Genomic DNA, 25281 nt, shown 5'->3' with positions numbered 1-25281 from the left:
TGGACTTTATTCAATATTCACAGTCAATGTTTCAACGATGGCAGCAATTTTTTCAAGCATCTTCACTCGAGTTTCGGGATTGAGAAAGTAGAAATGGTCCCCTTCAAACTCAATGCTTCCTAACCAATTTTCTGTGTGTTGTTGCCATGCATCCATCATTCTTTTGTTAGGAATATCAGGGTCCTGTTTGCCATAAAATGCAACGATCGGAACCTCAGTCTTATGAATCTTCTCGCCAAGTAATTGATCACTAAGATAGAAATCATTACGAATGATTTTGAGAAAGAATGTGAGTGCATCCTGATTATTTAAAATTTCATCAGGAAAATTATTGTATCGCTTTAATTCATCAATAATTTTTTCATCAGTTAGCTCATGCTTGTACCGCATATGTTGAATATAGTGGTGCTCAGGTCGGCTACTTATAACAATTAATCTCAACTGATCAATTATGGGTTTTTCATTTAAATAATTGAGTACTTTCCAAATCAAGCCACCTCCCACACTATGTCCAAATAAAATAAACGGCTTGTCTGAGTAAGCTTGTATTTCATTGGCAATTTGCATAGCCAATAGATCAGGATTATCAATTAATGGTTCATTTATTTTTATACCATGACCCGAATATTCAATAGGAATAATACGAATATTGTCAGAGATCTGCTTTTTCCATGGATGATAAATACTCGCGCTACTCCCCGCAGGCGGTAAACAGAACATATTATATTGATGTTTATTCACTTAAGAATTCTCCAAATATTAAGCATTTTTCTTTTATAAAAAATGCTTAAATCAGGTTTCTGCGCTATTTTTTTAAACAGAAGTTGAAGCTAAATTGATAGTTTGAGTCGGTTGCCAAATGGCTGAATCACGATGCGTCACAAAAATAACCGTAGAAGAAAGAGCACGTATCGTTGTAACAATTTCCTGCTCAGTCTCTTCATCCAAGGCAGAGGTTGCTTCATCAAGTATTAAAATCGGCGCATTTTTGAGTAATGCTCGGGCAATTGCGACCCGCTGACGTTCACCACCAGACAATGCGGTGCCTTGTTTACCCACCGATTGATTAATTCCTTCTGAACTACGGTCAATCATTGCCCCTAATGCGGCATCTCTTGCAGCCTTTTCTATTTCATCATCAGTTGCATCAGGTTTACCTAAACGGATATTTTCAGCCAGTGTACCTGTGAACAAAATAGGTTCTTGCGTGACATAAGCGATATTCGAGACCAAATCTTCATATTTCATTTGATCAAGAGCTATGCCACCAAGGGTAATTTTTCCTCTTTGTGGATCATCAAACCGTGTAAGCAATTCAAGTAAAGTACTCTTACCACTACCACTTGTTCCGGTAACCCATACTCTGCTCCCCAATGCGATATCGAGAGATATATTTTCAAGTGCTGGCGCATAGCTAACGCCTTGTACCGAAATATGATGGCCAGTAGGAATTTGAGGGTGTAATGGCTCAGGTAACTCAGGTGGATGGGTGATCTGATTAAAGTTGCGTAGTGCAGCAAATAAATCATTGATATGCAACCCTGCAGTAGCAAGTTCACCTAACGGCGCTGCTGCACGTCCAATTAAGACGAGTAATGCCAATACCAAAGCAGCATGATTGACTCCAGCGATCACCAGATACGTTGCCATCCCTGCAATGGGTAAAACACTTGCCAAGGTTGCAATAAAACTTGCAAGTGCAGCAGCACGGTTGATCCGTACTAATGTCTCTTCTTGCTCTTCCCAACGATGTTCCAGCCTTTGAACCGCACGTTCTGGTCCCGCGGCTGTGCGTAATAACTCAACATGATCAACCAATTCCAACGTTGCTTGTGAAGCAGCTAAATCGGCAGTATTACGTTTTTTATCAATATGCATGAGTGCACGTTGAGCTAGGAATTGAGCAAATAAAGAGAGCAAAAGTAAGCCTAAAGCGACAAATGCTACGCCTGCTCCAGCAAGCAGGCCTATTCCTATTGTGAGAAACAAAGGCATAAATGGGGCATGTAAAAAGGTTTGCAATTGATGAGCAGGAATACTCATAAACCCAGGAATTCCCTGTCCAGCAATTGTCTTAATCTGAGCACGCTGTTCATTGGTAAACCAAGAGAGCTTGGCACGAGCTAAAGATTTGCCTAACTCAGCAAATAGGTCCCCTGCTAAACGCACACCGGTAAGGAAGCCAGCACGAGTGACTATAACTGTCACTAATATTGCTGCAATTGCACTGATGAGAACCCAGCTTGGTGACCATTGATTGACAATTGCAAATGCCAATACGGTATATGCGATTGCTTCAATTGCTGCAACAATGATCCATCCGATACCAACAATAATTAATTTTTGTTTGGCCGCACGAGGAAGCATCGAAAAAATCTGATCTTTATTTAATTTAGCAGCAGTATTCATAAAGATTTCCCTGAGTCAGTTGGGCCGTTAAGCACTAACCTGCTGTCGGCATGAGCAGCTAAGGCAAGATCATGAGTGACCATGACGATGGTTTTATTCTGGTTTTTAGCTAAGTGGTGTAATTCCAATATTATTTTTTTCGCATTGGTTTGGTCGAGTGCGCTCGTTGGCTCATCTAATAAAATAATAGGAGCTGAAGATAAAAACGCACGCGCTATTCCTATGCGCTGTTTTTCACCGCCTGAAAGTAAAGTTGCATCTGCATTTAAATCTACTTTTAGTTGGGCCTTGAGTAATGCCTGCTCAAGTTGTGCATCATTTGCATTAACGGCAGATAAGGACAAGTTTTCTCTTACTGTGATCGGTAATACATCTCCACCTTGTGGAATAAACAAAACCTTTTCATGTCTTAGTTTTTCATGTAATTGCAAAATATCTGTTTTTGCTAATTGAACAACACCTTCTTGCAATACAGCTAATCCAGCAAGTGCTCGCAGTAAGGTGGTTTTGCCAACTCCACTCGGTCCCGTAATTGCAGTCATTGAATTTTTTGGAAATGAATAACTTAATCGATCAAATACTTTTTGATTTTCAATTGCAAAGCTTGCATTCACTATTTCAAGTGTTACATCTTCCTCAATCTGTTGTAGATTGCCCGATGAGAGTACTGGCTCTTTTAAGAAAGCAGATAAACGACTAGCTGCAGCTCGCCCAGCAGCGACATAATCAAGACCATGTCCTAAACGTAGTGAAGGTGTTACGATGGCTAAACTAAAGAAAAGTGTTGCAGCCAAGGTCATGCTGTCGTATTGATAAGCCACGAGATAGGCTATAGCAAAGGTTGCAACAGCTTGTAGTAATGCAGTGGCAACAGCAGCGAGTGTTGCGACTTTACTCACCCAAGACACCATATTTTGAGTGAAATTTTGTGCTGCTTGAGTATAGGCTGTTAAAGCGCCTGATTGTTGCCCATATATTCGGTTATCACGAATGCCGCGCGCATAATCATCAGCAGAACCAATAATATCTAACATAACCTGCATACGTGCAGCGCCATCTCGTTTTGATACATGGGGAACAATAATTAAATAATAGAGTGAAGCAATTGCACCCGGTAATAATACCCAAAGGGCCATCGGGCCCACCAAAGCAATTAATAAAACAATAGAAACCAAAGGGATTACAGCAAAAATCGCAATTTCTGACGGTAAATGTGCCACCATATGGTGTAAGGTTGCGATATCGTCTGAAACTAGTCGTTTTAAGTTTTGGTCACCCTGTTTTGATAGGGTTGTGTTAGGTAACCGAATTAAATGATGAGCAATTTGACGACGTAATCGTGCCGAAAATCCAGCCTCTGCATCATGCACTAACCATGAAGCTAGTGCTGCCAATGCCGCCCCGACTATCCAAAAAACCGCTGAAAAGATCACCCAATAAGAAGATAAATAACCAATCAACTGAATCATGCCCCACAGAGCAGTTAAAATGGCTAAACCAGAAAATACGGCAGCAAGTGTTCCTGCAAATAATTTAGGAAATGCTGGCTTGAGTGCAGGTGCCAAGGAAGAGTCTGTCATCATATGAGATAACTTTAAATCAGACATGCTTATCTCTCTTTATTTTCATAAAAAAAGCGGTACTTAAAATAAAATCTCGCTTCAATTGACCAGCAAGAATTGCCATTTTCGGCTTTAAAAAAGCAGGAATAAGAAAATCATATAAAAAGTATTTTTTTAAAAACTTTAATTGCATCAAAAACTTCCTAACCACCCTATCAAAATATTTTTAGATCATTTTCTAGACTGTAAAAATTAATATGGATTTGTCTAAATCATCTTGGTTGATATGACTAAAAGCCAACTGTACGTTTAGAAGCACCTTGTAAATCAAAAATAACGTCGTCAATTAAGCTATCAATCTGACGTGTATCTCGGTGATGTGCCGTAGTAATTAAATGAGCCATATTTCCAGAGGTTGCCAGATAATGCTTTTTCCAGATGTGCTCAGAAGGACACGGAAATACCACAGTAATTGAATTCGGATTTCGCCAAGCAGGAATGCCCACTGCCTGAAAGCGATCAACCGCGTACTGGGCCATTTTTAGGCAATGCTGAATTCTCTGTCGTCTTTGTAAATTAGTTTGGCTACGTATTGCCGCCCACATCAGCAAGACGGTATGACCATTACGAGAACCGCTAATGGTTTGATCACGTGTAGAGATATAGTCAACATCTACTGATATACGCTCTACATTTTGGCGTTTGGCCACAACAATGCCACACGGAATCGGTGAGCCAATCATTTTATGACCAGACACACAGATTGAGTCGATACCATGAGCAAAGGAAAACGCTTGAGGATGATCAACAAAAGGTAAAATCATGCCACTTAAGGCAGCGTCGGCATGAATATAATAATCTCGGCGCATGATTCCGATTTGCGCTAAGCGCTCTTGAATCATTTCAATATCATCAATTGCACCGGTCATGGTCGTACCAATATTTGCAAAAATAATGGGGTGACTTTCTTTATTGGTTTTTATTTTATGGATTAAATCATCATAGTCGATTTCACCATTATCCAATGATTCGATCACACAAGATTTCATCTGCAATAATTTGGCGATTTTTCCCACCGAATAATGCGTATCTTTTGAGTAATATAATGTGGAATCAGGAAATAGCTCACGCGCCAGATAGCAGCCAAACATATTACCTTCTGTGCCACCATTGGTTACGTATCCCCAGCTTTCTTCAAAGGGAATTTGAAAAATTTCAGCAAAATACGCCATCACATCTTTTTCAAAATCAAAAGAATTCAATGCGTAATTACTATAGTCTTTCCAATCACCACAATTATTAATAGAGAATTTGAAAAAACGGAATAAAGCAGAATAATCAAAATCTGCAGATTCAGGATATCCAATATTGAAGTATTGATGTTTTAAACAATAATTCCAGAACGTCTCTATTCTCTCTTGATCAGCAGGCGATAAAATCATTTTTTGCTCCGTTAATATGACGATTACAAGTCGTCTAAGGAGTCGCTATCAAAGATATAAATTTTATGTATAAATTTAGCGACCAGGATTTGTCGTATGCCTTATGATGGCAACCCTCTACCCTGCAATCCTTTGCCGTGCATCAACCAATGACCACCAATTTGATAAGGTGGGTGTGCGTCCTAATTCTTCAAAACTAATATTGATTCCCTGCGCTTTGAGTTCCGAAGAAAACTGCATAATTCGTAATGAGTCCAATCCATAAAGAATCAGGTTCTCTTCTGGATCTAATTCATCTTCTTCAATAAGCTGCTGGACCTTTTGCTCTAACCAAGGTCGTGTAATGCCTGTTGCCACCTGCCCCACTACAGATTCGGTATCCACAACTTGACCGCAACGTGAAGATACATATTTCAAAGCTAAGCGATGTTCTTCTTCTGAAAAATCGGCAACTGCATCCCCAACCAAAAAGGGTTGTATGTCACTCATAAAGGCTTCAATTGCCGTAACCATACAACCGATATGGGCATAGACACCGCCAATAATGAGCTGATCACGATTCCAGTTTTGCATTCTTTCAAGCAAATCCGAACGTTTAAACGCGCTATAACGCCATTTCGTTAAGACAATGTCATGTTCAGCAGGAGAAAGTTGATCAATAATTTTTTGCTGATCAATTGTTGAGGCTGGCAAACCCGGTCCCCACATCGCATTCAGTAATGCGCGATCTTCCGCTGGTTGTTCATAAGGCTGTGCGGTATAGACAACTGGAACATTGTTCTGATGTGCCCAACTTCTTAGTTGAACTAAATGATTAACAACCGTTTTAATTAATTCACTTTCAGCATCGTAAAAATTTAAAAAGTAGCGCTGCATATCATGAATTAATAAAACTGCTCGAGAAGGATCTAATTGCCAGTCTGTTTTATTATTTGGATAACTCTCTCTTTCGGGCATGAGATAAGTAGAAATTTTTGAAATAGCCATATGCTGCTCAATATTTATTAAGATGTTGTAGATGTATTTAAAATGCTGCGAAGTTGTTTTTTGTCCACCTTACCGACTGCGGTCAGTGGCAAACTTTCGATTAATTTGATCTGGTCTGGAAGTTTGTATTGTGCAATGCCTAACTCCATGAGATGTCGTCTGAGCACAACAGCTTTAAGTTCAGGATTTCGAGAAACAATAAAGGCACAACTCTTTTCACCAAATTGTTCATCAACAATTGCGACCAAAGCTGCGTGCATAACTTCCGGATGTAGAAGAATAAGTTTTTCTATTTCTTCCGAAGCAATCTTTTCACCACCACGGTTAATCTGGTCTTTAATTCTTCCTACTACACGTAAATTACCATCCGAAGTACGCTGCACGAGATCGCCTGAATAGTAATAGTTGTCCTCATCAAAGACCTGTGAATTATGTTCAGGGCTTTGGTAATAACCACAGAAGGTATAAGGACCACGAGTCGCAAGCATTCCTATTTCACCTTCCGGAACTTCTTTATACTGTTCATCCACAATTTTGATTTCATCATCAGAACTGATAGGACGCCCTTGGGTCGTAAATATTTGCTCATCGGAGTCATCGAGTCTGGTGTAATTGACCAAGCCTTCGGCCATTCCAAATACTTGTTGTAATTTACAATTGAGAACTTCAGGAACTTGACGGGCTAAAGATTCAGGGAAACTTGCTCCTCCCACTTGAAGCAACTTTAAAGACTGAATTTGATCTTTATATTGCGTGGCTTTTTCTAGCCACATAATGACAGCACTCGGCACTAAAGATGCCATATTGACTTGATGTTTTTGAATAATAGAAAAACAATTGAGCGGTTCAGGATTTGGTGCCATCACAACACATCCACCTGCATGTAAAACGCCTAATGCACCGGGTGAACTCAACATAAAGTTATGAGGAGCTGGTAGAGCGCACAATAACCGGGTATTTGAGTTTAAACCGCAAATCTCGGCACTGGCCCGCACACTATAGTCATAGTCATTATGCGTGCGTGGAATAAGTTTTGGTGTTCCCGTACTTCCACCTGACAACTGAAAGAAAGCAACTTCATCAGCAGGTGTAGATGAAAAATCGACTAAGGTCTTTGCTGGTGTTTCAATCCAGTCTAATAGTCCGAAATCGGTAGCTTGATGATTGAGCATCAAAATAATTTCAGGACTGAAATTTACTTCATGAAGTGAGTCAATAAATTGATTATTGCTAAAGACTTCATGCTGACGCGAACCAATTAAAAGCTTAGGTTTAATCTGTTTAATAAAGGCATTTAGTTCATATTGGCGATGGCTATATAGCGCATTAAGCACAACCACGCCTGCTTTAAGCAAGGCAAAAAAGACAATATAAAACTCTGCAACATTGGGAAGTTGTACTAAAGCAGTATCACCCTTGCCCAAGCCTTTTTCAGCTAGTCGAGTAGCTAAATTTGTTGATAGCCGGTCCAGCTCGATATAACTCAACTGACGCTCACCACAAATAATTGCCGGCGAATGCGGATGCGATTGAACCCCTACCGTTAAAATGCGCGTCAAAGGTTGGTTACTCCAATAACCTTTATTTCGATAGTGTTGCGCTCTCTCGGGAGACCAGCGAACAAACTCAATCAACTGTTTTTTCATGACATTCTAAATATTCAATTTAATTTAATGGTTATCAAGCTATTGATTCTTGGTAAATTTTCTTACATATCGGCATAAATATTTAATTTGAATACCGACAAAAGAAAACTCTTAAGACGGACAAGCTATATATTCACAGCAAAATTGGAAATGATTAACAAATGCAACTGGTAATCATTTTCATTTGTTTGTATGATGCTGAAACAAGATTAATTTGTCAACCGAGTTATCGTTCAATGTGTGAATTAACTTCGATGCAAGCGGCCTGCTGGTTTGGTCGCTCTGGCAACGCAACTTTAGGTGGGGTTGCTGCCCATCTCTATGCAGAATTTGACGGTCAATTTATTGATCTACAAAAATTACATTTAGCACTTCAACGACTTTATAAAGAACACCCTATTTTGAGATTAAGTTTGAGTGCCGATGGCATCGCAAACATCATGGCTGAGAAGGCTCAACAGATATTAGAAGTCGATGATTTTTCAAAGCTTAACGATCATCAAATTGAGCAAATGCTCATGCAAAAACGGGAACAATGGACCCATCAAAAACTTGATTTAAGTCAGGGCCAGACTGCAAGATTTTCTATAAGTGTTCTTAAAAATAATATTTTTCGTTTTCATGTAGATACGGACATGATTGCTATAGATCCGTCCAGCTTCTTGAATTTAATGGAAGATCTTTCTTTGTTTTATGAAGACCCAGAAATATCATTCTCCCGTCCGCCTAATTTTTTTGACTGGTATCAAAAAATACGGACAGACCCTGACCTAAAAAAATTAAACCAACGAGACCGCTTATGGTGGAAACAACGTCTGCCTCATATTAGCCCTGCTCCGTCTCTACCTTTCATTCATCAAGAATTCAAAACAGCAAAAAGTGATCGTTTAAGTACGTGGTTATCGCCAAAAGAACGAACAGCATTACAACAACTTGCTAGAAAACAACGCATTACTGTAACCAACCTGATATTAGGTCTATTTACCTATACGCTTGGTCATGCAACCAAAGATCACAGCTTCCGATTAAATATTCCTACTTTTTGGCGTGAGCCGGTTTTAAAAAATGTCGAAGGCACTATTGGTGATTTTGCTAATTTAGTCATCCTTGATGTCGATATGAATGAGATGACTACCTTAGCCGCATTCTGCAAACAAATAGCAAATCAAATGCTTGAGTTATTAGAGCATTCACATTATTCGGGTGTGAATGTTCTACGTGACCTGTCCCGTTATCATGGTAGTGCACAGATTGCTCCCGTGGTATTTACAGCGGCGCTCGACTTAGAAAATGATAATTTACTTTCCGAACGTGTCCGCCGTATTTTTGGCTCAATGAATTGGGTCATTTCACAAGGGCCGCAAGTTGCACTTGATGCTCAAGTTGCTCATGTAGATGACGGTATTTTAGTTAATTGGGACATCCGTTTAGATGCTCTACCCAAAGAATGGATCACGAATTTATTTGAATCTTTCATTCATTTACTTAAAAATCTTGCCGCACATCCTGAGCAACTTAATACACAAATTATAAACTCAGCACAAAATACCTCGTCAGATCGTACGTCTCAAAAATCATTAAATGCATTACAGCAAGCCTACCTATTAGGCCGAACTCAAGCCCTTCCTTTAGGTGGTGTTGCCATGCAAGAGTTTAGGCAGTATCACGGCAAAATGGATATTGTTTTATTAAGACAACGATTGGCAGAAATGGTACGGCGGCATGACAGCTTACGAACCTATATTGATAAAAATAGGTTAATACAATATGTAAGCGATCAAGTGAGTGTCAATTTAAAAGAAATAGACCTAACTACATGGGAACCTGAACGTGCTTCTCACCACATCGAATCCTATAAAAATAGTTATACGCATGAGCTATTTGATTTAAATCAGTCGCCTTGGAATATCACCGTATTTTTATTAAAAAATAATCTATTAACAATTTTTGTCCGCTTTGATGCATTAATTTTAGATGGCCGATCTATAGCTTCACTTATGTTAGAGCTATTTGATGGACAACAACATGATATCCAAACACAAATAGAAAAAAATGAAGTTGAAAATAGCGTATCTGTTCATCAGACAGATATGGCTTACTGGGAAAGAAAATTTTCTAAATTATCGGCTATTCCTACGCTTCCGTGGAAAACACCCTTACAGCATTTACCGACTTCACGTTACCAACGTAACAGTTTGGTTATAGAAAAAGATCAATTTAAACAGTTGTCTAAAATTGGCGCAAAACATTCACTGTTTAAAAACTCAATCATCATGGCGCTTATTTTGGAAGTGCTATCTCATTGGAGCACGGATAAATCTCTATGCGTTGCTGTTCCTACACTTCCCCTCTATGCCGGACCATTTTCAAATAGCTCTACGTTTATTGCAGTTGAGTGGAAAGCTTTAGATCAATTTGCTGAACAAGCAAACCGCTTGCAAACTGAAGTTTTAGAGGGTTTACAGCATCTTTCATTTTCAGGCGTTGATCTCGCTCGACTATTATTTGAAAAAGTTGGCACTGCTCCAGTATTGCCGATTGTAATTACAAATGGTTTGTCATGGCCTGTATTATCTGAATCTCATCCTATTCAGCAACTAGATGGCCTTACTCAAACACCTCAAGTTGCAATTGATATTCGCTTTAGCACAAGAAATGACGGCGCTTTGATTTTCGATATTGATTATGCCCAAGAAGCATTCCCACCCCACATGATTGAAGATTTCTTGAATGCACTACAATTGGCAATCAAGCAAATTATTGGTTCAGAAATATTCAATTTTGATCTCAGTAATTTTTTCAGTGAGCTTCAAAATAAACGTCTATATTTTAAAAATAATGAGTCCGATCATTCATCTATACCACTTGAAAATAATGCTAAACAGCAAAATCAACTACTCGACATTTATTTAGAAGTGATAGGTCACCCGCCGAATATGGAAGTGGACAACTCAACTCATTTTACTCATCTCGGGTTGCGTCCACATCATTTAAAGGTCGTTTCAAAACGTATTAATGAAACATACGCGATTCAGCTCTCACCTGTTCAACTTATTCAATGCCGCAATATTGCTGATGTAGAGAAACTACTAACACCACATTAATTCGTATTTTGAACTTTCATCATTTTGGAAACAGATAAAGTATAAACATGAAAAAAATAGATATTACCGGAATTGGTATTGGGCCATTCAACTTAGGTTTAGCTGCTCTTTTGTCTCATCATCCCGAAATCAAAAGCGTATTTTTAGAACGTAAACCAGAATTTCGATGGCATGAAGGGTTGCTATTGCAAGGTACGACATTACAAGTTCCTTTCTTTGCCGACTTGGTTACTATGGCCAATCCTTGCCATCCCTTAGGCTATATTAATTATTTACATCAACATGATCGCTTGCATCAGTTTTATTATTACGACAGTTTTTTAATTCCACGCCGTGAATATGACCATTATTGCCGTTGGGCTTCAAAACAATTACCCGATTGTCGATTTGGAGAAAACGTAAGCCATGTGGAATATGACGCCAAGCTGGATAAATTTATTATAGAAAGTGAATCAGCCTCAGGCGAAAAACAAAAATATATAAGCCAAAATCTGGCGATTGGTATTGGAACTAAACCTCGAATTCCTAAATGGCTGGAAACATGCAAACACCCTTTAGTAAAACATTCTGCGGAGTTTGCAAAAATTCAGGAACAACTCAAACAGTGTAAACAGGTCACGGTTATTGGCTCGGGCCAGAGTGCGGCAGAATGTGTACTTGCTTTATTTAATTCACTTACCCCAGAACAAGTAAAAGCAGGTGCATCTATTCGTTGGATCACACGTTCTGCCGGCTTTCACCCAATGGAATATTCTAAACTTGGGCAAGAGTGCTTTACCCCTGCATATATGCAATATTTCCAAAGCCTGCCTAGAGATAAACGCCGCGATATTGCTGCTAGTCAGGGCCTGATCTATAAAGGAATTAGTTTCTCGACCATTGGTGATATATATGATGTGCTTTATGAGCGTTCAGTGGGTGGTGAAAAATCCGGTTTAAGCCTATACACAAGCTGTGAGGTTGAATCGGTTGAAGAACTTGAATCGGGTTCTCTGCTTTTAACTTGTTTGCATACCCAACTCGATCAACGTTGCGAATTAGAAACTGATGCCCTTGTCGCAGCTACAGGCTATGTTCATGATTGGCCTGAATGGTTCCAAAATATGAAGGGTTCTATTTTAGCTGTTGATGATAAAAATGATTGTATTGTTCAAGAAGACTTTACGGCTTTACGTTGTGATCAAGGACAAGGTCGAATTTTCATTCAAAATGCCGAGATTTTTCAGCAAGGTGTAGGTTCTCCTGACTTAGGGATTGGAGCAACCCGAAATTCAGTCATTATTAATCAATTACTGGGGCGTAATGCTTATCGAATTCCTAAACAGTCTTCTTTCCAACATTATGGTTTGCCAAAATAAAAAAACGCTTAATAAAAAAACTGCCAAATCAAATTTGGCAGTTTTTTTATATGTTCTTTTTAGATCAAATTAAAAATCAATTGTGGCAGATAATAAATAAGTACGTGGTGCACCAAGCATTAAACTTGTAAATTGAGGCATTGACCAATATGACTTATTGGTGAGGTTATCAATATTCCCGCGAATAGTGACAGGAAATTGAGCTATTTTCGTATTATAACGTGCGCCAATTCCGTACACTTCACGTCCAGGCACTGAGGTTGAATTATCATTATAAATATATTGTTTAGACGCAGCTGTCGCATTGGCAGTCAAAGTTAAGCCCGGGATATACGACACATCACCTTCAATACCAAGCTTAGCTTGCACTTTTGGAACACCGGCAACAACATTTCCTAACTCGCTTGCAATTCTGGTTTTTGTAATTTTAGGATCAATATAAGTTAATCCTCCCATTACACGAATATTGTCAACAGGTGAACCATAAAAGCCCCATTCAACTCCGCGATTACGTTGTTCTCCATCAGCGCCATAAATAGATTTGATTTTTTCATCGGTACTTTTAATTACATACGAATTTCTAGATTTGATCTGAAATACACTAAACGTATTGGTGAAGTTACCGCTGTCAATTTTAATTCCGGTTTCCATCTGTTTAGTTTTAAAAGGAGAAAATATTTGCCCCTCATTTTCGTAGTTTTGTCCTGTAGGTACGGTTCCCCCTGAGCTTAATCCTTCAATATAGTTTGCATATAATGAAACATGATCATTTGCTTTTACCAAAATTGCAGCTGCAGGTGTAATAGCGTTTTTATCATAACGACCGTTAATATTTCGGACGCCCTGCCCATTTAAACTTTCGGTGACAATATTTTGATAACGCAGTCCTAAGGTTAATTGGACTTGATCTTGAAGAACCGACATCGTATCGGCTAAGCCAACACTTGTTAAATTTTCTTTATTACTAAAAATAGATGCAATAGGAACGCGGTTCGGTTTACTTCCCCAATTCGGATTATAAATATTAGTTACACGATCTCCCTCAGGAAATCCTTGTCTAATACCAGCTTCGTCATCCGTTTCGCGGTAATGTGTTGCATTGAATGCCAGAGCATGTTTTACAGCACCTGTATCAAATTTACCACGTAAACCCACTTCAGCAGATTTACGTTCATATTTGAAACCTAAATGTGCAATATTAAACTTTATATCTCCCGCTTCATTTTGTATTTCAGTTTTAGCAGCACCTAAAGTGTTATATTCTGTTTTACTCATACCTGCCGTTGCATACGCCATCCACTTATCATTTAAGTCATACTCGCCTCGGATCATACCTCCCGTATCACGCGTGTTATAGACCGTCCACGTTGGGTTCAATAAAGTATCGGGATTTGGCGCTTTGGGTAAATTGACACCCGGTAAAATGGTTAAACCACGATTTATACCGTCAGCATGGTCACGGCTAGTATATAAATCGGCTGAAAGTCGTGCATTGTCACCTCTCCAATCTAAACCAAGTGAAAATAGATGAGTGGTTTTTTCTTGCTCTTTAATCGGTCCTTCACCATCTCGATATACACTATTGAACCGCACACCAAACTCTTTGTTTTCACCAAAACGGCGTCCAATATCCAGATGGCCTCCGAATTGTGAATCCGACATATACGTCGTTGTAAAACGAGTTAAGGGATCATCTCCTGCACGTTTCGGAACCAAGTTAACTGTTCCCCCTAAAGTTGAACCTGGAGGCATTCCATTTAACATTGCTGAAGGGCCTTTTAACACGTCAATACGTTCAAACATTTCCGGTGAAGCGCGGTATAAAGGAGCAATACCATATAATCCGCCCATAGAAGTATCGCGGCCAGCAGCCACAGAACTTGATCTAAATCCACGAATGGCATAACTTTCTGCAATTACGCCGTAAGCGCCAGTTGAAAAAATAGATGGATCCGTTTTTGCAATCACATCGGTGATATCTTTCGCTTGCTGATCTGCAATATATTTTTCTGTATACGCAATGGTATTAAACGGGGTTTCCATAGCGGTTTTATTACCTAAAAAGCCAACTGAGCTTTTCGACGAAACCTGCCCTCCCGCATAAGTATCATCTTGTTCAGCTTTTACGGTAATTGCGGGTAAAGCTGCTACATTTGTTTGAGCAGCCTGTTGTTGTTCTAGAGTTTTTGTTGAATTATCAATAACAGCAGCATAGGTATTTGATGCACATAGTACAAATACGGTGCCTAATGCATAGCCTAATCGAAGGGCCATTTGTGCAGATGCAACGCCATTTAATACAAAAGAACGGTGATTAATTCTTTGATCATTCCCAGTTTTAAAATTACGGTTATAGCTAACGTTGTTCATTGAAAGACCTTTAATGTTTTGATTCATTTTTTATTAACTATCTGCTTAAAATTCATAGCAAAATAGTGAAAATTTATGCTGTAAAATTTAACTAAGTGATGTGCCCAAAAATTTATTGATAGCCTTTTTTCACATCTTCCATCACTATTTTGAGTGAGGTTGGGCTTGCAGCCGTGGTGTACCACGCATCGGCATCGACAAAAATGACACGACCGTTTTTCCATGCTTTGGTTTGACGTAATAATGGATTTTCAACACTGGCAGCATTAATGTTTGAGCGATGTTCCATCACAGCAGTTCGGTCCACAATATAAAGAATGTCGGGATCCGCTTTTTTGATGAATTCACTCGAAATAGGTTGCCCATGTAGACTTGTATCCACCACTCCACTTGCAGGCTTTACCCCAAAGGCATTAAAAATAAAGCCATAGCGTGACTGAATACCAAAATTACTAAATGCCCCATTGTTATGAAGAACGACTAACGCTCTTTCTGGGCGATTGGCCGTTACGGCTTGTACTTGTTTCACTTGTTCATCAAGTTCAGAAACTTTCTGGCGAGCTAAATCTTCTTTATTAAAGATTTTTCCTAAGGTCATCATATGGTCTTTAACCAGACCAATATGATTACTCTCGCTGTTGTTGAAGTTAATATCGTAATGAATGGTCGGGGCAATTTTGGACAGTTCCTGATACTGATTAACGTGTAATGGCGTCATCAAAATCAAGTCTGGTTTTAATGCATATATCCTTTCCATATTGGGCTGTACAATTGCACCCAAATCCTGAATTTGTGCATCTTTTTTATATTTTTCCAAAAAGTGTGGAACATAATCTTTTGGCATTCCCATAATCGGGACATTGAGTTGATCTAGAAAGTCAGCTTCATTCATATCAAGTACAGCAACGCGTTGCGGTAAATGATCTATCACCGTAGTTCCAAGCGCATGTTTCACCGTAATCGGTTCTGCTAGCTTCTGAGAAGCTTGAGTGGTATCTGCAACTTTTTGATCACATGCTTGTAGAGTGACAGCTGCCGCTATGATGAGGGCTACTCCCCCATACTTTTTCTTCCAGTTCATATGTATTCAAGCTCCAGATGAGTTGAAGTAATTACACATACAGCCACGCTCACTGTATGTAATTTCAAAATCAAGCTCGTACAGATCATTTAATTGCGCCTCTGTAATCACTTGTTCCGTTAACCCACTGAAATGAAGCTTGCCGTTCTTGAGCGCGACAATATGGTCCGAGTAATTCGTGGCGAAATTGATGTCATGAATGACTAAAATCACAGTGCGCCCTTGTTCATCACATAAGCGTCTGAGTGCACGCATAATTTGAACGGCATGTTTCATATCAAGGTTATTTAAGGGTTCATCTAATAAAAGTACGTCTGTTTGCTGGGCGATCGTCATCGCCAAAAAGGCCATTTGCCTTTGACCGCCACTAATCTCATCTATGTAAGATTTGCGCAGTGGTTCTAAAGAAAGAAACTCAATCGCTTCATCAACCACCTGACGATCTTGCTCGGTTAAAACACCACGGCTATAAGGAAAGCGTCCAAATGACACCAGCTCTTCTACGGTTAAGCGCAAATTGAAGCCGGGTGCTTGACGTAAAGTCGCGACATGCTTGGCATAAACAGCGGTTTTAATATCCGCAATATTTTGATGATTAAGAAAAATCTCTCCTTTATCCGGCTCAATTAAACGTGCCATCATCATGAGCAAAGTCGATTTTCCGGCTCCATTTGGGCCAATGAGTGACGTCACCTGACCTGTAGGAAATTCAACATTTACGTCAGTCAGTATTGGCTTATTTCCATATGACTTATTGATATTCTTGACATGAATCATGCAACACCTCGGGTACGAACCGTCAGCGCAAGGAAATAAATGCCACATACGAGGTTGACCAGAATGCTGACGGTCGTTTTGTAATTAAAAACGTGCTCAACTAAAATTTGAGCAGCAATAAATATGGCAATCGTGATGGCACAGCCCATGGGCAGCGTTAATTTATGCTTATAACTTCTTGCTAGTGCATAAGTAATATTGGCAATGAATACGCCCATAAATACTGTCGGGCCAATCAGGCTGGTAGATACCGCAACCAAAATAGCGATCAGGGCTAAATAGAAACTGACATAGCGGTGATGATCAATGCCTAATGAAATGGCTTGCTCACGTCCTAAAACCAGAACATCCAGAATAGGGAGCGCTTTTCTACCGAGGAATAGAACAATGACTACGGCTAAGCTGGCATACAATAAAGTTTCTGGGTGAGAGCGATTAAACGAAGCATAGCTAAGGCCTTGGAAAACAGAAAATTCACCAGGATTAATTTTGAGTTGAATAAATTGAGTAACCGTCCCGACGACCATCGTAAGGACTAAGCCTAAAAGCAACAGGAGAAAGACATCATTTCTGCCATATGGCAATAACCACTTATGGATTACCCATGAATAAAGCAGCATTAAAACGATAGAGATAAAGAAATTACCATTTACCCCTAACTGGCTTAATCCATGTGTCCCCCAAAAAAACAACAACAAAACTTGCCATAAGAGATAAATCGCTTCATAGCCCATAATGGAAGGGGTCAAAATACGATTACCAACCAATGTCTGAAAAACAATTGAGGAAAAAGCAACGCAAATACCAGCTATCACAATCGTGGCAAGACGCAAAAGTCGGTTAGGAATGACGTAATCAAAATCTAACCCTGAGTTTAAAAATAAAAAACATACTGCTAGGCAGATGACAATCAGATAAATCATCCATAACTTTGTAATACGCATTATCTGAACTCCCTCAAAATGAGGATGAGGAAAATAATTCCCCCCACACCACCTGCGGTAAGTCCAATTGGCACTTCAAATGGGTAAATGATTGAGCGGCCAAGAATGTCGCAAACCAGTAATAGAGATGCCCCACCCAAAGCCACAATGGGCAAGGTTTTAGCTAAGTTTTCTCCGTATTTCAGTGCGACCAAATTGGGGACCACGAGCCCCACAAAAGGAATAGCACCAACCGTAATTACTGTGGTCGAAACTGTAATAGCAACCAGTATCAAACCAATCGCGGCTATAGCTGCATAACTGAGACCTAAGCTAGAAGCCATCTCTTCACCCATACCAATCACGGTAAAGCGGTGTGCGAAAAGATAAGTTAGGACAACAATCGGAAAAATAATGTAAATAACTTCATAGTGGCCTTGGACAATTTTTGAAAAATCTCCTAAAAGCCACCCTTGCATACTTTGTAAAATATTAAAGCGATAGGCATAAAACTCAGCTAAGGCACTCAGTACACTGCCGTACATCAAGCCAATAACCGGTACTAAAACCGTATTTCTAAAACGGATCCGGCGAATAATTGCGATATAAATTAAGCTAGCAATAAAACAAAAAATGATCGCAAATATCATCTTGCTCAGCGTGCTGGTTACCGGAACTAAAGTTAATGACACTAAAATTCCCAGTTTGGCAGCATCTAAACCACCCGAAGTTTCCGGTTCAACAAACTTGTTACGCACAATATGCTGCAAGATGACGCCACATACCGCCAACCCGATACCGGTAAGCACAATAGTAATTAAACGAGGAATACGGCTGGCTGTAAGAGTGAGCCAACTCTCATGAGAAAAAGAAAATAAGGTAGACCACTGTATTTGTTCAGCCCCGAGCAATAATGAGCAAATACATAAAATGATAAAAATACAGAATAAGCCAAATCGCATCAGTGGCGTGCCCCACTTGAGCGTAATAAAGCCGATGCAAATTGCAAATTTAATCCCATCAAACCAAAGCGAGGGAAAATTTGTTCAACATTTGATGGGCTTATTAACCTTTCATGATTGAATATTCTCATGAAAATTCCTCAATTTTATCGAGACAACAGAATCAGTTCCTTTTGAATAGGCAAAATCACAGTCCTATTCCGAGGAGCGTTTTTTCATCTTTAAATTATTTTTTCCCAACCAATTTCGAATTAAATAAATATTAATCAATAACTTATTATTTATTTTCTATTTTAAAAATTCGTCATTCTCAATTGGTACCATCTACTTGCAAATAATAATCTTGATGTAAATGAGAATCAATTATAGTATGTTTAAAGGTAAAATGTAACCCTACTGTTACATCAGTACAGTTCATGTGGACATCAACTCATTAGAAAAAGGTCAATTTTTGCAAACAAGCAAATCTATAACATTATGAATTATATGAAATTTAGTCTAATGTAAAAAATTTGCGAAATAAAAATTGATGAAAATAGCCATTTGATAAACCAGGATTCATTTATGTTGGAACAATTTTCCAAATCGCCCACTCTCCTTTCGGTTACTGATTACGAAGAACATATCTGGATGTTGCAATTACAACAGCCTGAACAAGTTAACCGACGTTTTAATCTATGGAAACTTAATCAAGATTTAGACATTCAACTGCTCATTAAAGCAATTCAAGACATTATTAAAACTACACCTGACTTAAATGTTCGCTATACATTTAGTGACGAAGGTGATTTATACAAGTATCCATTTGATGACCATTCAGCTTGCCTAGAAGTAAAAAAGAGCAATGCAGAACACGTATTTGAGCAGGTCGCTACCTTAAAAGCACAAGCATGGAACGCAGAATTTCATCCCCCTTTTTTTACAAGTCTCATAGAAACAGAGCAAGACTATTTTCTTATTTTAGCGCTCCACCCGATTCTTGATGAAAGCTATCAAAAGTCAGATTTCATTCAGGCTATACAAAATCGATATCAACAATATTCACCACATAATATGCCATTGGTGCTGACAGAAATTGATATATCAAATCAACTCGATGCAAATTCTACAAAAGCGTCAGAACAATCTAACCAAAATTATGTGTCAGAAATTATTTTAGAAGAGTTTCGAAATACGCTCGCTGAACCCGAAATGAGTCAGCATGATGACTTTTTTGATTTTGGCGGCCATTCACTATTAGCAACGCGAATTATTGGAAACCTACTTAATAAACATGGAATTGAGATTCAATTTAATGATTTCTTTAAATCTCCATCTGCGGCTGACTTAGCCCAATATGCTTTCGTTAAATCTGCAAAAACTGAAAAAACCACCTTACAAAGTGTAGATAAAGCCCCGCTTACTTTAGCTCAAGATTTCCTGTGGCAAGCTTATTCTGCGTTCGATTTTAGCCCAATTTATAACTTACCATTTGCCGTAGAATTCCTTGAAGAAATTAATGAAGATGTTTTCTTTCAGGCGTTTACAGATATTGTGGAGCGCCATGCAGGCTTACGTACTATTTTTAATAGCGCCAATGGTCAAACCTATCAACAGGTTATTCCTACGTCTGAACTTAAACAATTCAAATGGTTTTGGAACAGTGCCGAAAGTCACGATGCAACGCTTGCAAGTGAAGCTTCATATAAATTTGATTTAACCCGTGAACTTCCCTTAAGAATTCGTTTAATTCGAAATGCCAAAGGTCGCCAAACTCTATCGTTTTTAGTTCATCACATGGTGATTGATGAATGGTCTTTAAATACCATTATGGCTGACCTTGCGCATGCTTATCTTGCTCGCTCAAATGCTCAAGCACCGAGCTGGAAGGCACCTGCCCAATCTATTCTTGATTTTTCTTTACGCCAGCAAAAACAAGGTATCAATCAAGACCATCTAAATTATTGGACTAACCTGCTAACAGGGGCAACCAAAGGTCTAAGCCTTCCTGTTTCGGAACATGAATTAAATGCTGAAAAGGAAAAACCTCCAGTCCAATGGCTCGAACTTAAATTTGCACCGGAAATGCATGACAAGCTTCTCGCATTTTCGAGACAACACAGCTCTTCTATTTTCACGGTTCTCTATACTGCTATCGCCCATGCATTACAGCAACAAGGTAATTTAAAAGATATTGTGATTGGTACTTCTGCCTCTGGACGAACTGATCCTGAGTTTTTTGATACGGTGGGTTACTTTACGACCATGGTGGCGCATCGCACACAGTTTAGCCCTTCAGATTCATTCCAATCATTGCTCCACAATATCAGCACAATGATTAATACCTCGATGGCCTATGCAGATATTCCAATCAACCATATACAAAATGCGTTAGGGATGAGCGCAGATGAAGGGCTGTTATTTGATGTGTTTATTCATATCCATTCAAATAATGCTTTAAACGGCGCGCTCAAAACACCTCAAGGACAAGACCTTCCTTATCGTCAGATTTTGCCGGAACGTGATGAATCCATGTTCGGGTTACATTTTGAAATTATGGAAAATGTGATTGATGGACAGCATCAGTTAAGCATGATTATTACGTATCAGGCTCACCGCTTCCCGACTGCAACAGTGAAAAGTATTTGCGAAAAAATTAAGGCAACATTAGCTCAAATCTAGTTGCCCTAAAACCAACTATGTGCTTAAAAGCAAACAACTCAACTCCGCTTTTAAGCACATTTCAATGTTTCTATTTTATTTGCTGCTCTACTTTATTCACCACATCCTGAATTGTTTTGCAGCTAACTAACGTATAAAAGTCAATTTGTGTATTGAGCTTTTGAGAAAGTTTCTGAGCAATACTCATGAGTTGTTTCGGACGAATTCCTATATCTAATATTTCACTTCTATAAAAAATATCCATTTTTTCAGCTTGGCTGTCAGCTATGCATTCACGGAAAACCGATAAAACCGAATCCCCCACCTCAGCGACTGCTGACGATGCTTTAGAAGAGTTTGCAGACAACGCAGAAGTTACGTAAATTTTCCCCTGAGCGATTTCTTGCACAGCTTTACGATCAATTTTTCCATTTCGAGTGAGAGGTATGGTTTCGACGGCCAAATATTTCGAAGGAATATGTGAACTCGGCAAATGTATTTTTAAGAAGTTCTTTAATTCGGGGCTATTTAGGCGAGTAGTTTTATATTTATTTTCTAGGGTGTAAACAGCGACTAACTCTTGAGTTTCAGTTGTTGGGTGTACACAACTGATCACCACACAGTTATGGATATACGGGTTCTTCATCAAAGCATTTTCAACCTCGGCCGCAGAGATTCTCACGCCTTTTATCTTTAAATAACCTTCCTCACGTCCCGCAAAAATAATATTTCCATCTTCCCTAAAATATCCTTGATCACTCATGCGAAAAGCAGTTTGAGTTTCATTTTCGCTCACTTGAATATCAACGAAATCTTTATAATTAATTTCCCCATCAAGTAAATAACCATTAGATAAATTCAGGCCGGCCATATACATCGTACCGACCTCGCCCATTTGGCAAGGCTTTAGATTTTCATCCAAAATAAAATAACGGTTATTTTCTAAAGCTTTTCCATACGGAATAATTTCCTGATCTTGCTCATTTATTTCATGCCATATACTCCAAATTGTGGTCTCGGTAGGTCCACCTAATGAAAATAAACGAGCGTTAGGTAATTGTTGTCTTAACTTCGCTATAAGTGAAGGCTTGATATAGTCGCCGCCTTGGGCAATTAAACGCAAAGATTGTAATTGTTCTTTTTGAGCTACACTGAACAGCATATCGACAATGGCAGGGACACTGCTCCAAATCGTAACCTTGCAACGATCTACTAAATTGGCCCAGACAACAGCATTTTTACTTTGCTCAAAAGATGGAACCACCAAAGTTGCACCCACTGCCATTGAAGCAAATACATCAAATACCGACATATCATGATGAAACGGTGTTACCGCCATAATCACATCGTCAGCAGTAATTTCCCATTCCGAGATCGTCTGTTGTAGCGTGTTTTCTGTGGCTTGATTATTTAGGACCACACATTTTGGAGTCCCTGTACTTCCCGAAGTATATAAATAATAAGCCGGACGTCGGTTAATTTCGGCATTTAAGCTCGGTTCATACTCAGTTGTGGCCGATAAAATTTCGTTAATATTTAGGTTTTGCACACCTGCAATGGATGAGTCACTCACCACAACATCTGCCCGACTATTCGTCAATAAATAGTTCAGTCGCGACGGCGGAGAATCCATATCTACAGGTAGCCAAATGATGCCAGTGAGCGCACATGCTAAAGCTGTATAAATATACTCAGGACTTTTTCTCAGGCAAATTGCCACCACCGACCCTGTCGCCAAGTCTTGCTTTCTTAGCGCATACATAACTTTGGCGACTTGAGTCCCTACCTCAGCATAACTAATGCTACGACCTTCAAAAATGAGTGCTGTTCGATTGGAATTTTTATCAAAAATATTTTCATAAATTCGCTTTAAGAAATTTTCTACGTTGTTATTTTTATCATTCATTTGCCCTAAATTTTGACTCAAATCTTTTAACATTTATCTTGGTCCTCACCCTATTCTTTATGCAATACCACCCAACCTAATATTCAAAAACAAAGTTATAAAAATGTCGTCTTTATCGATGTTTGTTTGAATAATAGATACCCCAGCACAATAATATAAATGATAATCATTTACAATTGCTATTAAGAGAAATATCAATTTCTTTCTTTTAAAAGCCATTAATAAAAAATGATAAATATCAAAATAATAAAAAAATTTTTGCTATTCGATTTAATCGTTTAGTGAACTAATTCTATCATCTAAAACACACAATTAATAATGATTATTATTTACATTAAGAGCTAACTTGGTTATCGTAGCTCATAGAGAGGTTACATCTATATCAATTATCGCGCTCTATAGTAATCATTAAGCTTGGGTTATATATATGACAAAAATTGCAGAAAAATCGAAACAAGAATATGGCGACTTACTAAAAGAAAAAGACCATTTACAAGATATGGAACAGCTTGAGATGACTCTTGTCTCGATTCAGACGCCGTATCCTTCTATTGTAAGAATTCAAGGAAAAATCAACACATTACAACCAGAGCTTTGGCAAGCTCCCAATTTGGCAATCCGCTTAATTGTGAACAATCCGCCAGAGGGACAACCCATTTCACGCGTCTATACGGTCCGTTCATTTAACCCTGTAAATACTCAAATCGAAATTGATTTTGTTAAACATGAAGATTTAAGCCCAGCAATGGAATGGCTTAATTCAGCTCAAGTGGGTACAAAAATCGGGCTTATTGGCCCCCGCCCTCATTTTATTCCCAACTTCACAGACAAAAAGCATGTGGTCATGTTTGCCGACGATACGGCTGTACCTGCGTTATATTCAATACTCAAGCAATGGGAACTCGGCATAAGTGCAGATATTTTCATTGAAAGTTTTGAAAAAGACATTGCTAGCCAATTACCCGAACTTGAGCATGTCAAAATTCATTCGTTCCATAAAGAACATCACACGTCACAGAAAGGCCTTCTTTTAAAGGCAGCATTTGTGCTAGAACATTACGAAAATATTACGATTTGGGCGGCTTGCGAACGCAACGAAGCAAGAGCCTTACGTCAATTTTTTCTAGAAGATCAACAGTTAAATAAAAATGACGTGCGTATTGCCGGCTATTGGAGAGACGGCGTATCTAGCTCAGAGTTAGACAAACTGCGTGCTCAACATTATCAGGAACATATTCAGCAAGGTAAGACCTTGAACGAATATGATGACCTCGATTTGGCAAATTAAGTTTCTTTTACATACAAATAGGCACTGGCTCTGGATATACCTAAATGTTGGGCAACCGTTTCCACAGCCTTTTTAATTTCTAGTAAGCCATTATTCTTGAGTTCTTGTATTAATTGCTTTCTCTCATTGAGTTTTAGCATACGCGGTGTAGTGGCATGTTTTGAAGCAAACTGATCGATATATTTTCGAATTGCTTCCGTGCCATTCGGTTCCAAGTTTTCAATAATGCTGTCAGTCTCAATTTTAGTGAAATGCTCTAAAGCGCTTTGCATCCCTCTAAATAAGGTTAAATCAATATTCATACATAAAGCAGCTACGTACTGGCCCTCTTCATCTTTAATACCGATCGAGGTGCTTTTTGCAGGGCGGCCATCTGCAAACTGGTTAGCATAGTTTGTAATAAGGTTTGGAAACTCCGGAGACATAATTCTTGCCAGCCCCAACTCAGTTGCCGGATCTCCAACTTTTCGGCCAGATAAATTATTGTGTATTGAGAGTATGGCATGCTCAGGATTGGTTAAGTCATGGACAACCACTTCACAAAAAGGCGCTAGTGTTTCACTTAACCCTTTCGCGATGGTATCGAGTTGAGTGAGTAAATGTTTATCACGATTGCCCAATGTATTTCTCCTAATGACTTAATACTGTTTCAAACCCTAGAGGGAAGTACACAAACAGTAATTTAGACTTTTTATCTAATTTTAAACTTAATGTAAATCAAAATCTTATATCTCATTGTTATCAAATTAAAAAATAAATTAGACATTTTGTCTAAATATATATATTTTATCTAAACAAGGTCAATAGATTGTGCTTTCCTTGGCAA

At 38.8% G+C, this 25281-nt stretch carries 19 protein-coding genes; 4 read left to right on the top strand and 15 right to left on the bottom strand.

The features are described 5' to 3' along the window. Positions 1–6: 6 nt before the first annotated feature. From basH to basE, 7 genes are all read right to left on the bottom strand, one after another. Entirely contained in the window at positions 7–741 is a 735-nt protein-coding gene (basH, locus tag NQ782_RS10935) for an acinetobactin biosynthesis thioesterase BasH (RefSeq protein WP_001032909.1), read from the bottom strand. A 72-nt stretch (positions 742–813) separates the two neighbouring features. Then, positions 814–2409: an acinetobactin export ABC transporter permease/ATP-binding subunit BarB gene (gene barB, locus NQ782_RS10930; RefSeq protein ID WP_057094617.1), complete on the bottom strand. Its 1596-nt coding sequence runs from the start codon at positions 2407–2409 to the stop codon at positions 814–816. Then, entirely contained in the window at positions 2406–4016 is a 1611-nt protein-coding gene (gene barA, locus NQ782_RS10925; RefSeq protein WP_057094620.1) for an acinetobactin export ABC transporter permease/ATP-binding subunit BarA, read from the bottom strand. Before barA ends, barB begins: the two co-directional genes overlap by 4 nt. Beyond that, a complete protein-coding gene (locus NQ782_RS10920; RefSeq protein ID WP_023896389.1) occupies positions 4009–4164 on the bottom strand; it encodes a hypothetical protein in 156 nt (51 codons plus the stop codon). The genes barA and NQ782_RS10920 overlap by 8 nt, the downstream gene beginning before the upstream one ends. A 97-nt stretch (positions 4165–4261) precedes the next feature. Next, positions 4262–5413: an acinetobactin biosynthesis histidine decarboxylase BasG gene (basG, locus tag NQ782_RS10915; protein WP_023896388.1), complete on the bottom strand. Its 1152-nt coding sequence runs from the start codon at positions 5411–5413 to the stop codon at positions 4262–4264. Between the two features lie 117 nt (positions 5414–5530). Beyond that, positions 5531–6400: an acinetobactin biosynthesis bifunctional isochorismatase/aryl carrier protein BasF gene (basF, locus tag NQ782_RS10910; RefSeq protein WP_017815796.1), complete on the bottom strand. Its 870-nt coding sequence runs from the start codon at positions 6398–6400 to the stop codon at positions 5531–5533. Between the two features lie 17 nt (positions 6401–6417). Continuing rightward, complete coding sequence (gene basE, locus NQ782_RS10905) at positions 6418–8046, bottom strand: (2,3-dihydroxybenzoyl)adenylate synthase BasE (RefSeq protein WP_023896387.1); 1629 nt, start codon at positions 8044–8046, stop codon at positions 6418–6420. A gap of 161 nt (positions 8047–8207) precedes the next feature. Between basE and basD the strand changes: the two genes are divergently transcribed. Together basD and basC are read left to right on the top strand one after the other, a co-directional pair. Beyond that, a complete protein-coding gene (gene basD, locus NQ782_RS10900; protein ID WP_057094621.1) occupies positions 8208–11150 on the top strand; it encodes an acinetobactin non-ribosomal peptide synthetase subunit BasD in 2943 nt (980 codons plus the stop codon). A gap of 47 nt (positions 11151–11197) precedes the next feature. Continuing rightward, positions 11198–12508, top strand: a complete 1311-nt coding sequence (basC, locus tag NQ782_RS10895; RefSeq protein ID WP_057094623.1) for a putative histamine N-monooxygenase — start codon at positions 11198–11200, stop codon at positions 12506–12508. 69 nt (positions 12509–12577) lie between these two features. Here the strand turns inward: basC and NQ782_RS10890 are convergent, their stop codons facing one another. The 6 genes from NQ782_RS10890 to NQ782_RS10865 form a co-directional block, all read right to left on the bottom strand. Next, positions 12578–14905, bottom strand: a complete 2328-nt coding sequence (locus tag NQ782_RS10890) for a TonB-dependent siderophore receptor (RefSeq protein WP_057094625.1) — start codon at positions 14903–14905, stop codon at positions 12578–12580. Positions 14906–14990: 85 nt separating this feature from the next. Beyond that, positions 14991–15959: a siderophore-binding periplasmic lipoprotein BauB gene (gene bauB / locus NQ782_RS10885; RefSeq protein ID WP_001104131.1), complete on the bottom strand. Its 969-nt coding sequence runs from the start codon at positions 15957–15959 to the stop codon at positions 14991–14993. 6 nt (positions 15960–15965) lie between these two features. Beyond that, positions 15966–16736, bottom strand: a complete 771-nt coding sequence (gene bauE, locus NQ782_RS10880) for a ferric acinetobactin ABC transporter ATP-binding protein BauE (protein WP_000582117.1) — start codon at positions 16734–16736, stop codon at positions 15966–15968. Then, positions 16733–17680: a ferric acinetobactin ABC transporter permease subunit BauC gene (gene bauC / locus NQ782_RS10875; protein WP_057094626.1), complete on the bottom strand. Its 948-nt coding sequence runs from the start codon at positions 17678–17680 to the stop codon at positions 16733–16735. The genes bauE and bauC overlap by 4 nt, the downstream gene beginning before the upstream one ends. Next, entirely contained in the window at positions 17680–18621 is a 942-nt protein-coding gene (gene bauD / locus NQ782_RS10870; protein ID WP_001210792.1) for a ferric acinetobactin ABC transporter permease subunit BauD, read from the bottom strand. The genes bauC and bauD overlap by 1 nt, the downstream gene beginning before the upstream one ends. Beyond that, positions 18621–18752, bottom strand: a complete 132-nt coding sequence (locus tag NQ782_RS10865) for a hypothetical protein (RefSeq protein WP_001218004.1) — start codon at positions 18750–18752, stop codon at positions 18621–18623. Before NQ782_RS10865 ends, bauD begins: the two co-directional genes overlap by 1 nt. 499 nt (positions 18753–19251) lie before the next feature. Here NQ782_RS10865 and basB point away from each other — a divergent pair, with 499 nt between their 5' ends. Beyond that, positions 19252–21282 (top strand): acinetobactin non-ribosomal peptide synthetase subunit BasB, encoded by a 2031-nt coding sequence (gene basB, locus NQ782_RS10860; RefSeq protein WP_086231030.1) that lies wholly within the window; start codon positions 19252–19254, stop codon positions 21280–21282. 70 nt (positions 21283–21352) lie between these two features. On the opposite strand, the gene basA is transcribed toward basB, so the two are convergent. After that, positions 21353–23200 (bottom strand): acinetobactin non-ribosomal peptide synthetase subunit BasA, encoded by a 1848-nt coding sequence (basA, locus tag NQ782_RS10855; RefSeq protein ID WP_057094521.1) that lies wholly within the window; start codon positions 23198–23200, stop codon positions 21353–21355. A 394-nt stretch (positions 23201–23594) separates the two neighbouring features. On the opposite strand from basA, the gene bauF reads away from it, so the two are divergent. Continuing rightward, positions 23595–24455 carry an acinetobactin utilization protein BauF gene (bauF, locus tag NQ782_RS10850; protein ID WP_057094523.1) on the top strand — a complete coding sequence of 287 codons (861 nt, stop codon included), beginning with the start codon at positions 23595–23597 and terminating at the stop codon, positions 24453–24455. On the opposite strand, the gene NQ782_RS10845 is transcribed toward bauF, so the two are convergent. Then, a complete protein-coding gene (locus NQ782_RS10845; protein WP_000528174.1) occupies positions 24452–25075 on the bottom strand; it encodes a transcriptional regulator in 624 nt (207 codons plus the stop codon). The genes bauF and NQ782_RS10845 overlap by 4 nt on opposite strands. Between the last annotated feature and the right edge of the window lie 206 nt (positions 25076–25281).

It is taken from the genome of Acinetobacter sp. BD54 (assembly GCF_044778325.1).
Classification (GTDB): Bacteria; Pseudomonadota; Gammaproteobacteria; order Pseudomonadales; family Moraxellaceae; genus Acinetobacter; species Acinetobacter baumannii.
Note: the sequence above shows the minus strand (reverse complement) of the source record. Positions and strands in the feature narration are given on the sequence as shown.

Excerpts from the sequence above, each read along its gene's own strand:
- bauB (WP_001104131.1), bottom strand. The coding sequence starts at position 15,959 with ATGAACTGGAAGAAAAAGTATGGGGGAGTAGCCCTCATCATAGCGGCA.
- basA (WP_057094521.1), bottom strand. The coding sequence starts at position 23,200 with ATGTTAAAAGATTTGAGTCAAAATTTAGGGCAAATGAATGATAAAAAT.
- bauD (WP_001210792.1), bottom strand. The coding sequence starts at position 18,621 with ATGCGATTTGGCTTATTCTGTATTTTTATCATTTTATGTATTTGCTCA.
- bauE (WP_000582117.1), bottom strand. The coding sequence starts at position 16,736 with ATGATTCATGTCAAGAATATCAATAAGTCATATGGAAATAAGCCAATA.
- NQ782_RS10920 (WP_023896389.1), bottom strand. The coding sequence starts at position 4,164 with ATGCAATTAAAGTTTTTAAAAAAATACTTTTTATATGATTTTCTTATT.
- basD (WP_057094621.1), top strand. The coding sequence starts at position 8,208 with ATGCAACTGGTAATCATTTTCATTTGTTTGTATGATGCTGAAACAAGA.
- basB (WP_086231030.1), top strand. The coding sequence starts at position 19,252 with ATGTTGCAATTACAACAGCCTGAACAAGTTAACCGACGTTTTAATCTA.
- barB (WP_057094617.1), bottom strand. The coding sequence starts at position 2,409 with ATGAATACTGCTGCTAAATTAAATAAAGATCAGATTTTTTCGATGCTT.
- bauF (WP_057094523.1), top strand. The coding sequence starts at position 23,595 with ATGACAAAAATTGCAGAAAAATCGAAACAAGAATATGGCGACTTACTA.
- NQ782_RS10890 (WP_057094625.1), bottom strand. The coding sequence starts at position 14,905 with ATGAATCAAAACATTAAAGGTCTTTCAATGAACAACGTTAGCTATAAC.
- basG (WP_023896388.1), bottom strand. The coding sequence starts at position 5,413 with ATGATTTTATCGCCTGCTGATCAAGAGAGAATAGAGACGTTCTGGAAT.
- barA (WP_057094620.1), bottom strand. The coding sequence starts at position 4,016 with ATGTCTGATTTAAAGTTATCTCATATGATGACAGACTCTTCCTTGGCA.
- basC (WP_057094623.1), top strand. The coding sequence starts at position 11,198 with ATGAAAAAAATAGATATTACCGGAATTGGTATTGGGCCATTCAACTTA.
- bauC (WP_057094626.1), bottom strand. The coding sequence starts at position 17,680 with ATGCGTATTACAAAGTTATGGATGATTTATCTGATTGTCATCTGCCTA.
- basE (WP_023896387.1), bottom strand. The coding sequence starts at position 8,046 with ATGAAAAAACAGTTGATTGAGTTTGTTCGCTGGTCTCCCGAGAGAGCG.
- NQ782_RS10865 (WP_001218004.1), bottom strand. The coding sequence starts at position 18,752 with ATGAGAATATTCAATCATGAAAGGTTAATAAGCCCATCAAATGTTGAA.
- basF (WP_017815796.1), bottom strand. The coding sequence starts at position 6,400 with ATGGCTATTTCAAAAATTTCTACTTATCTCATGCCCGAAAGAGAGAGT.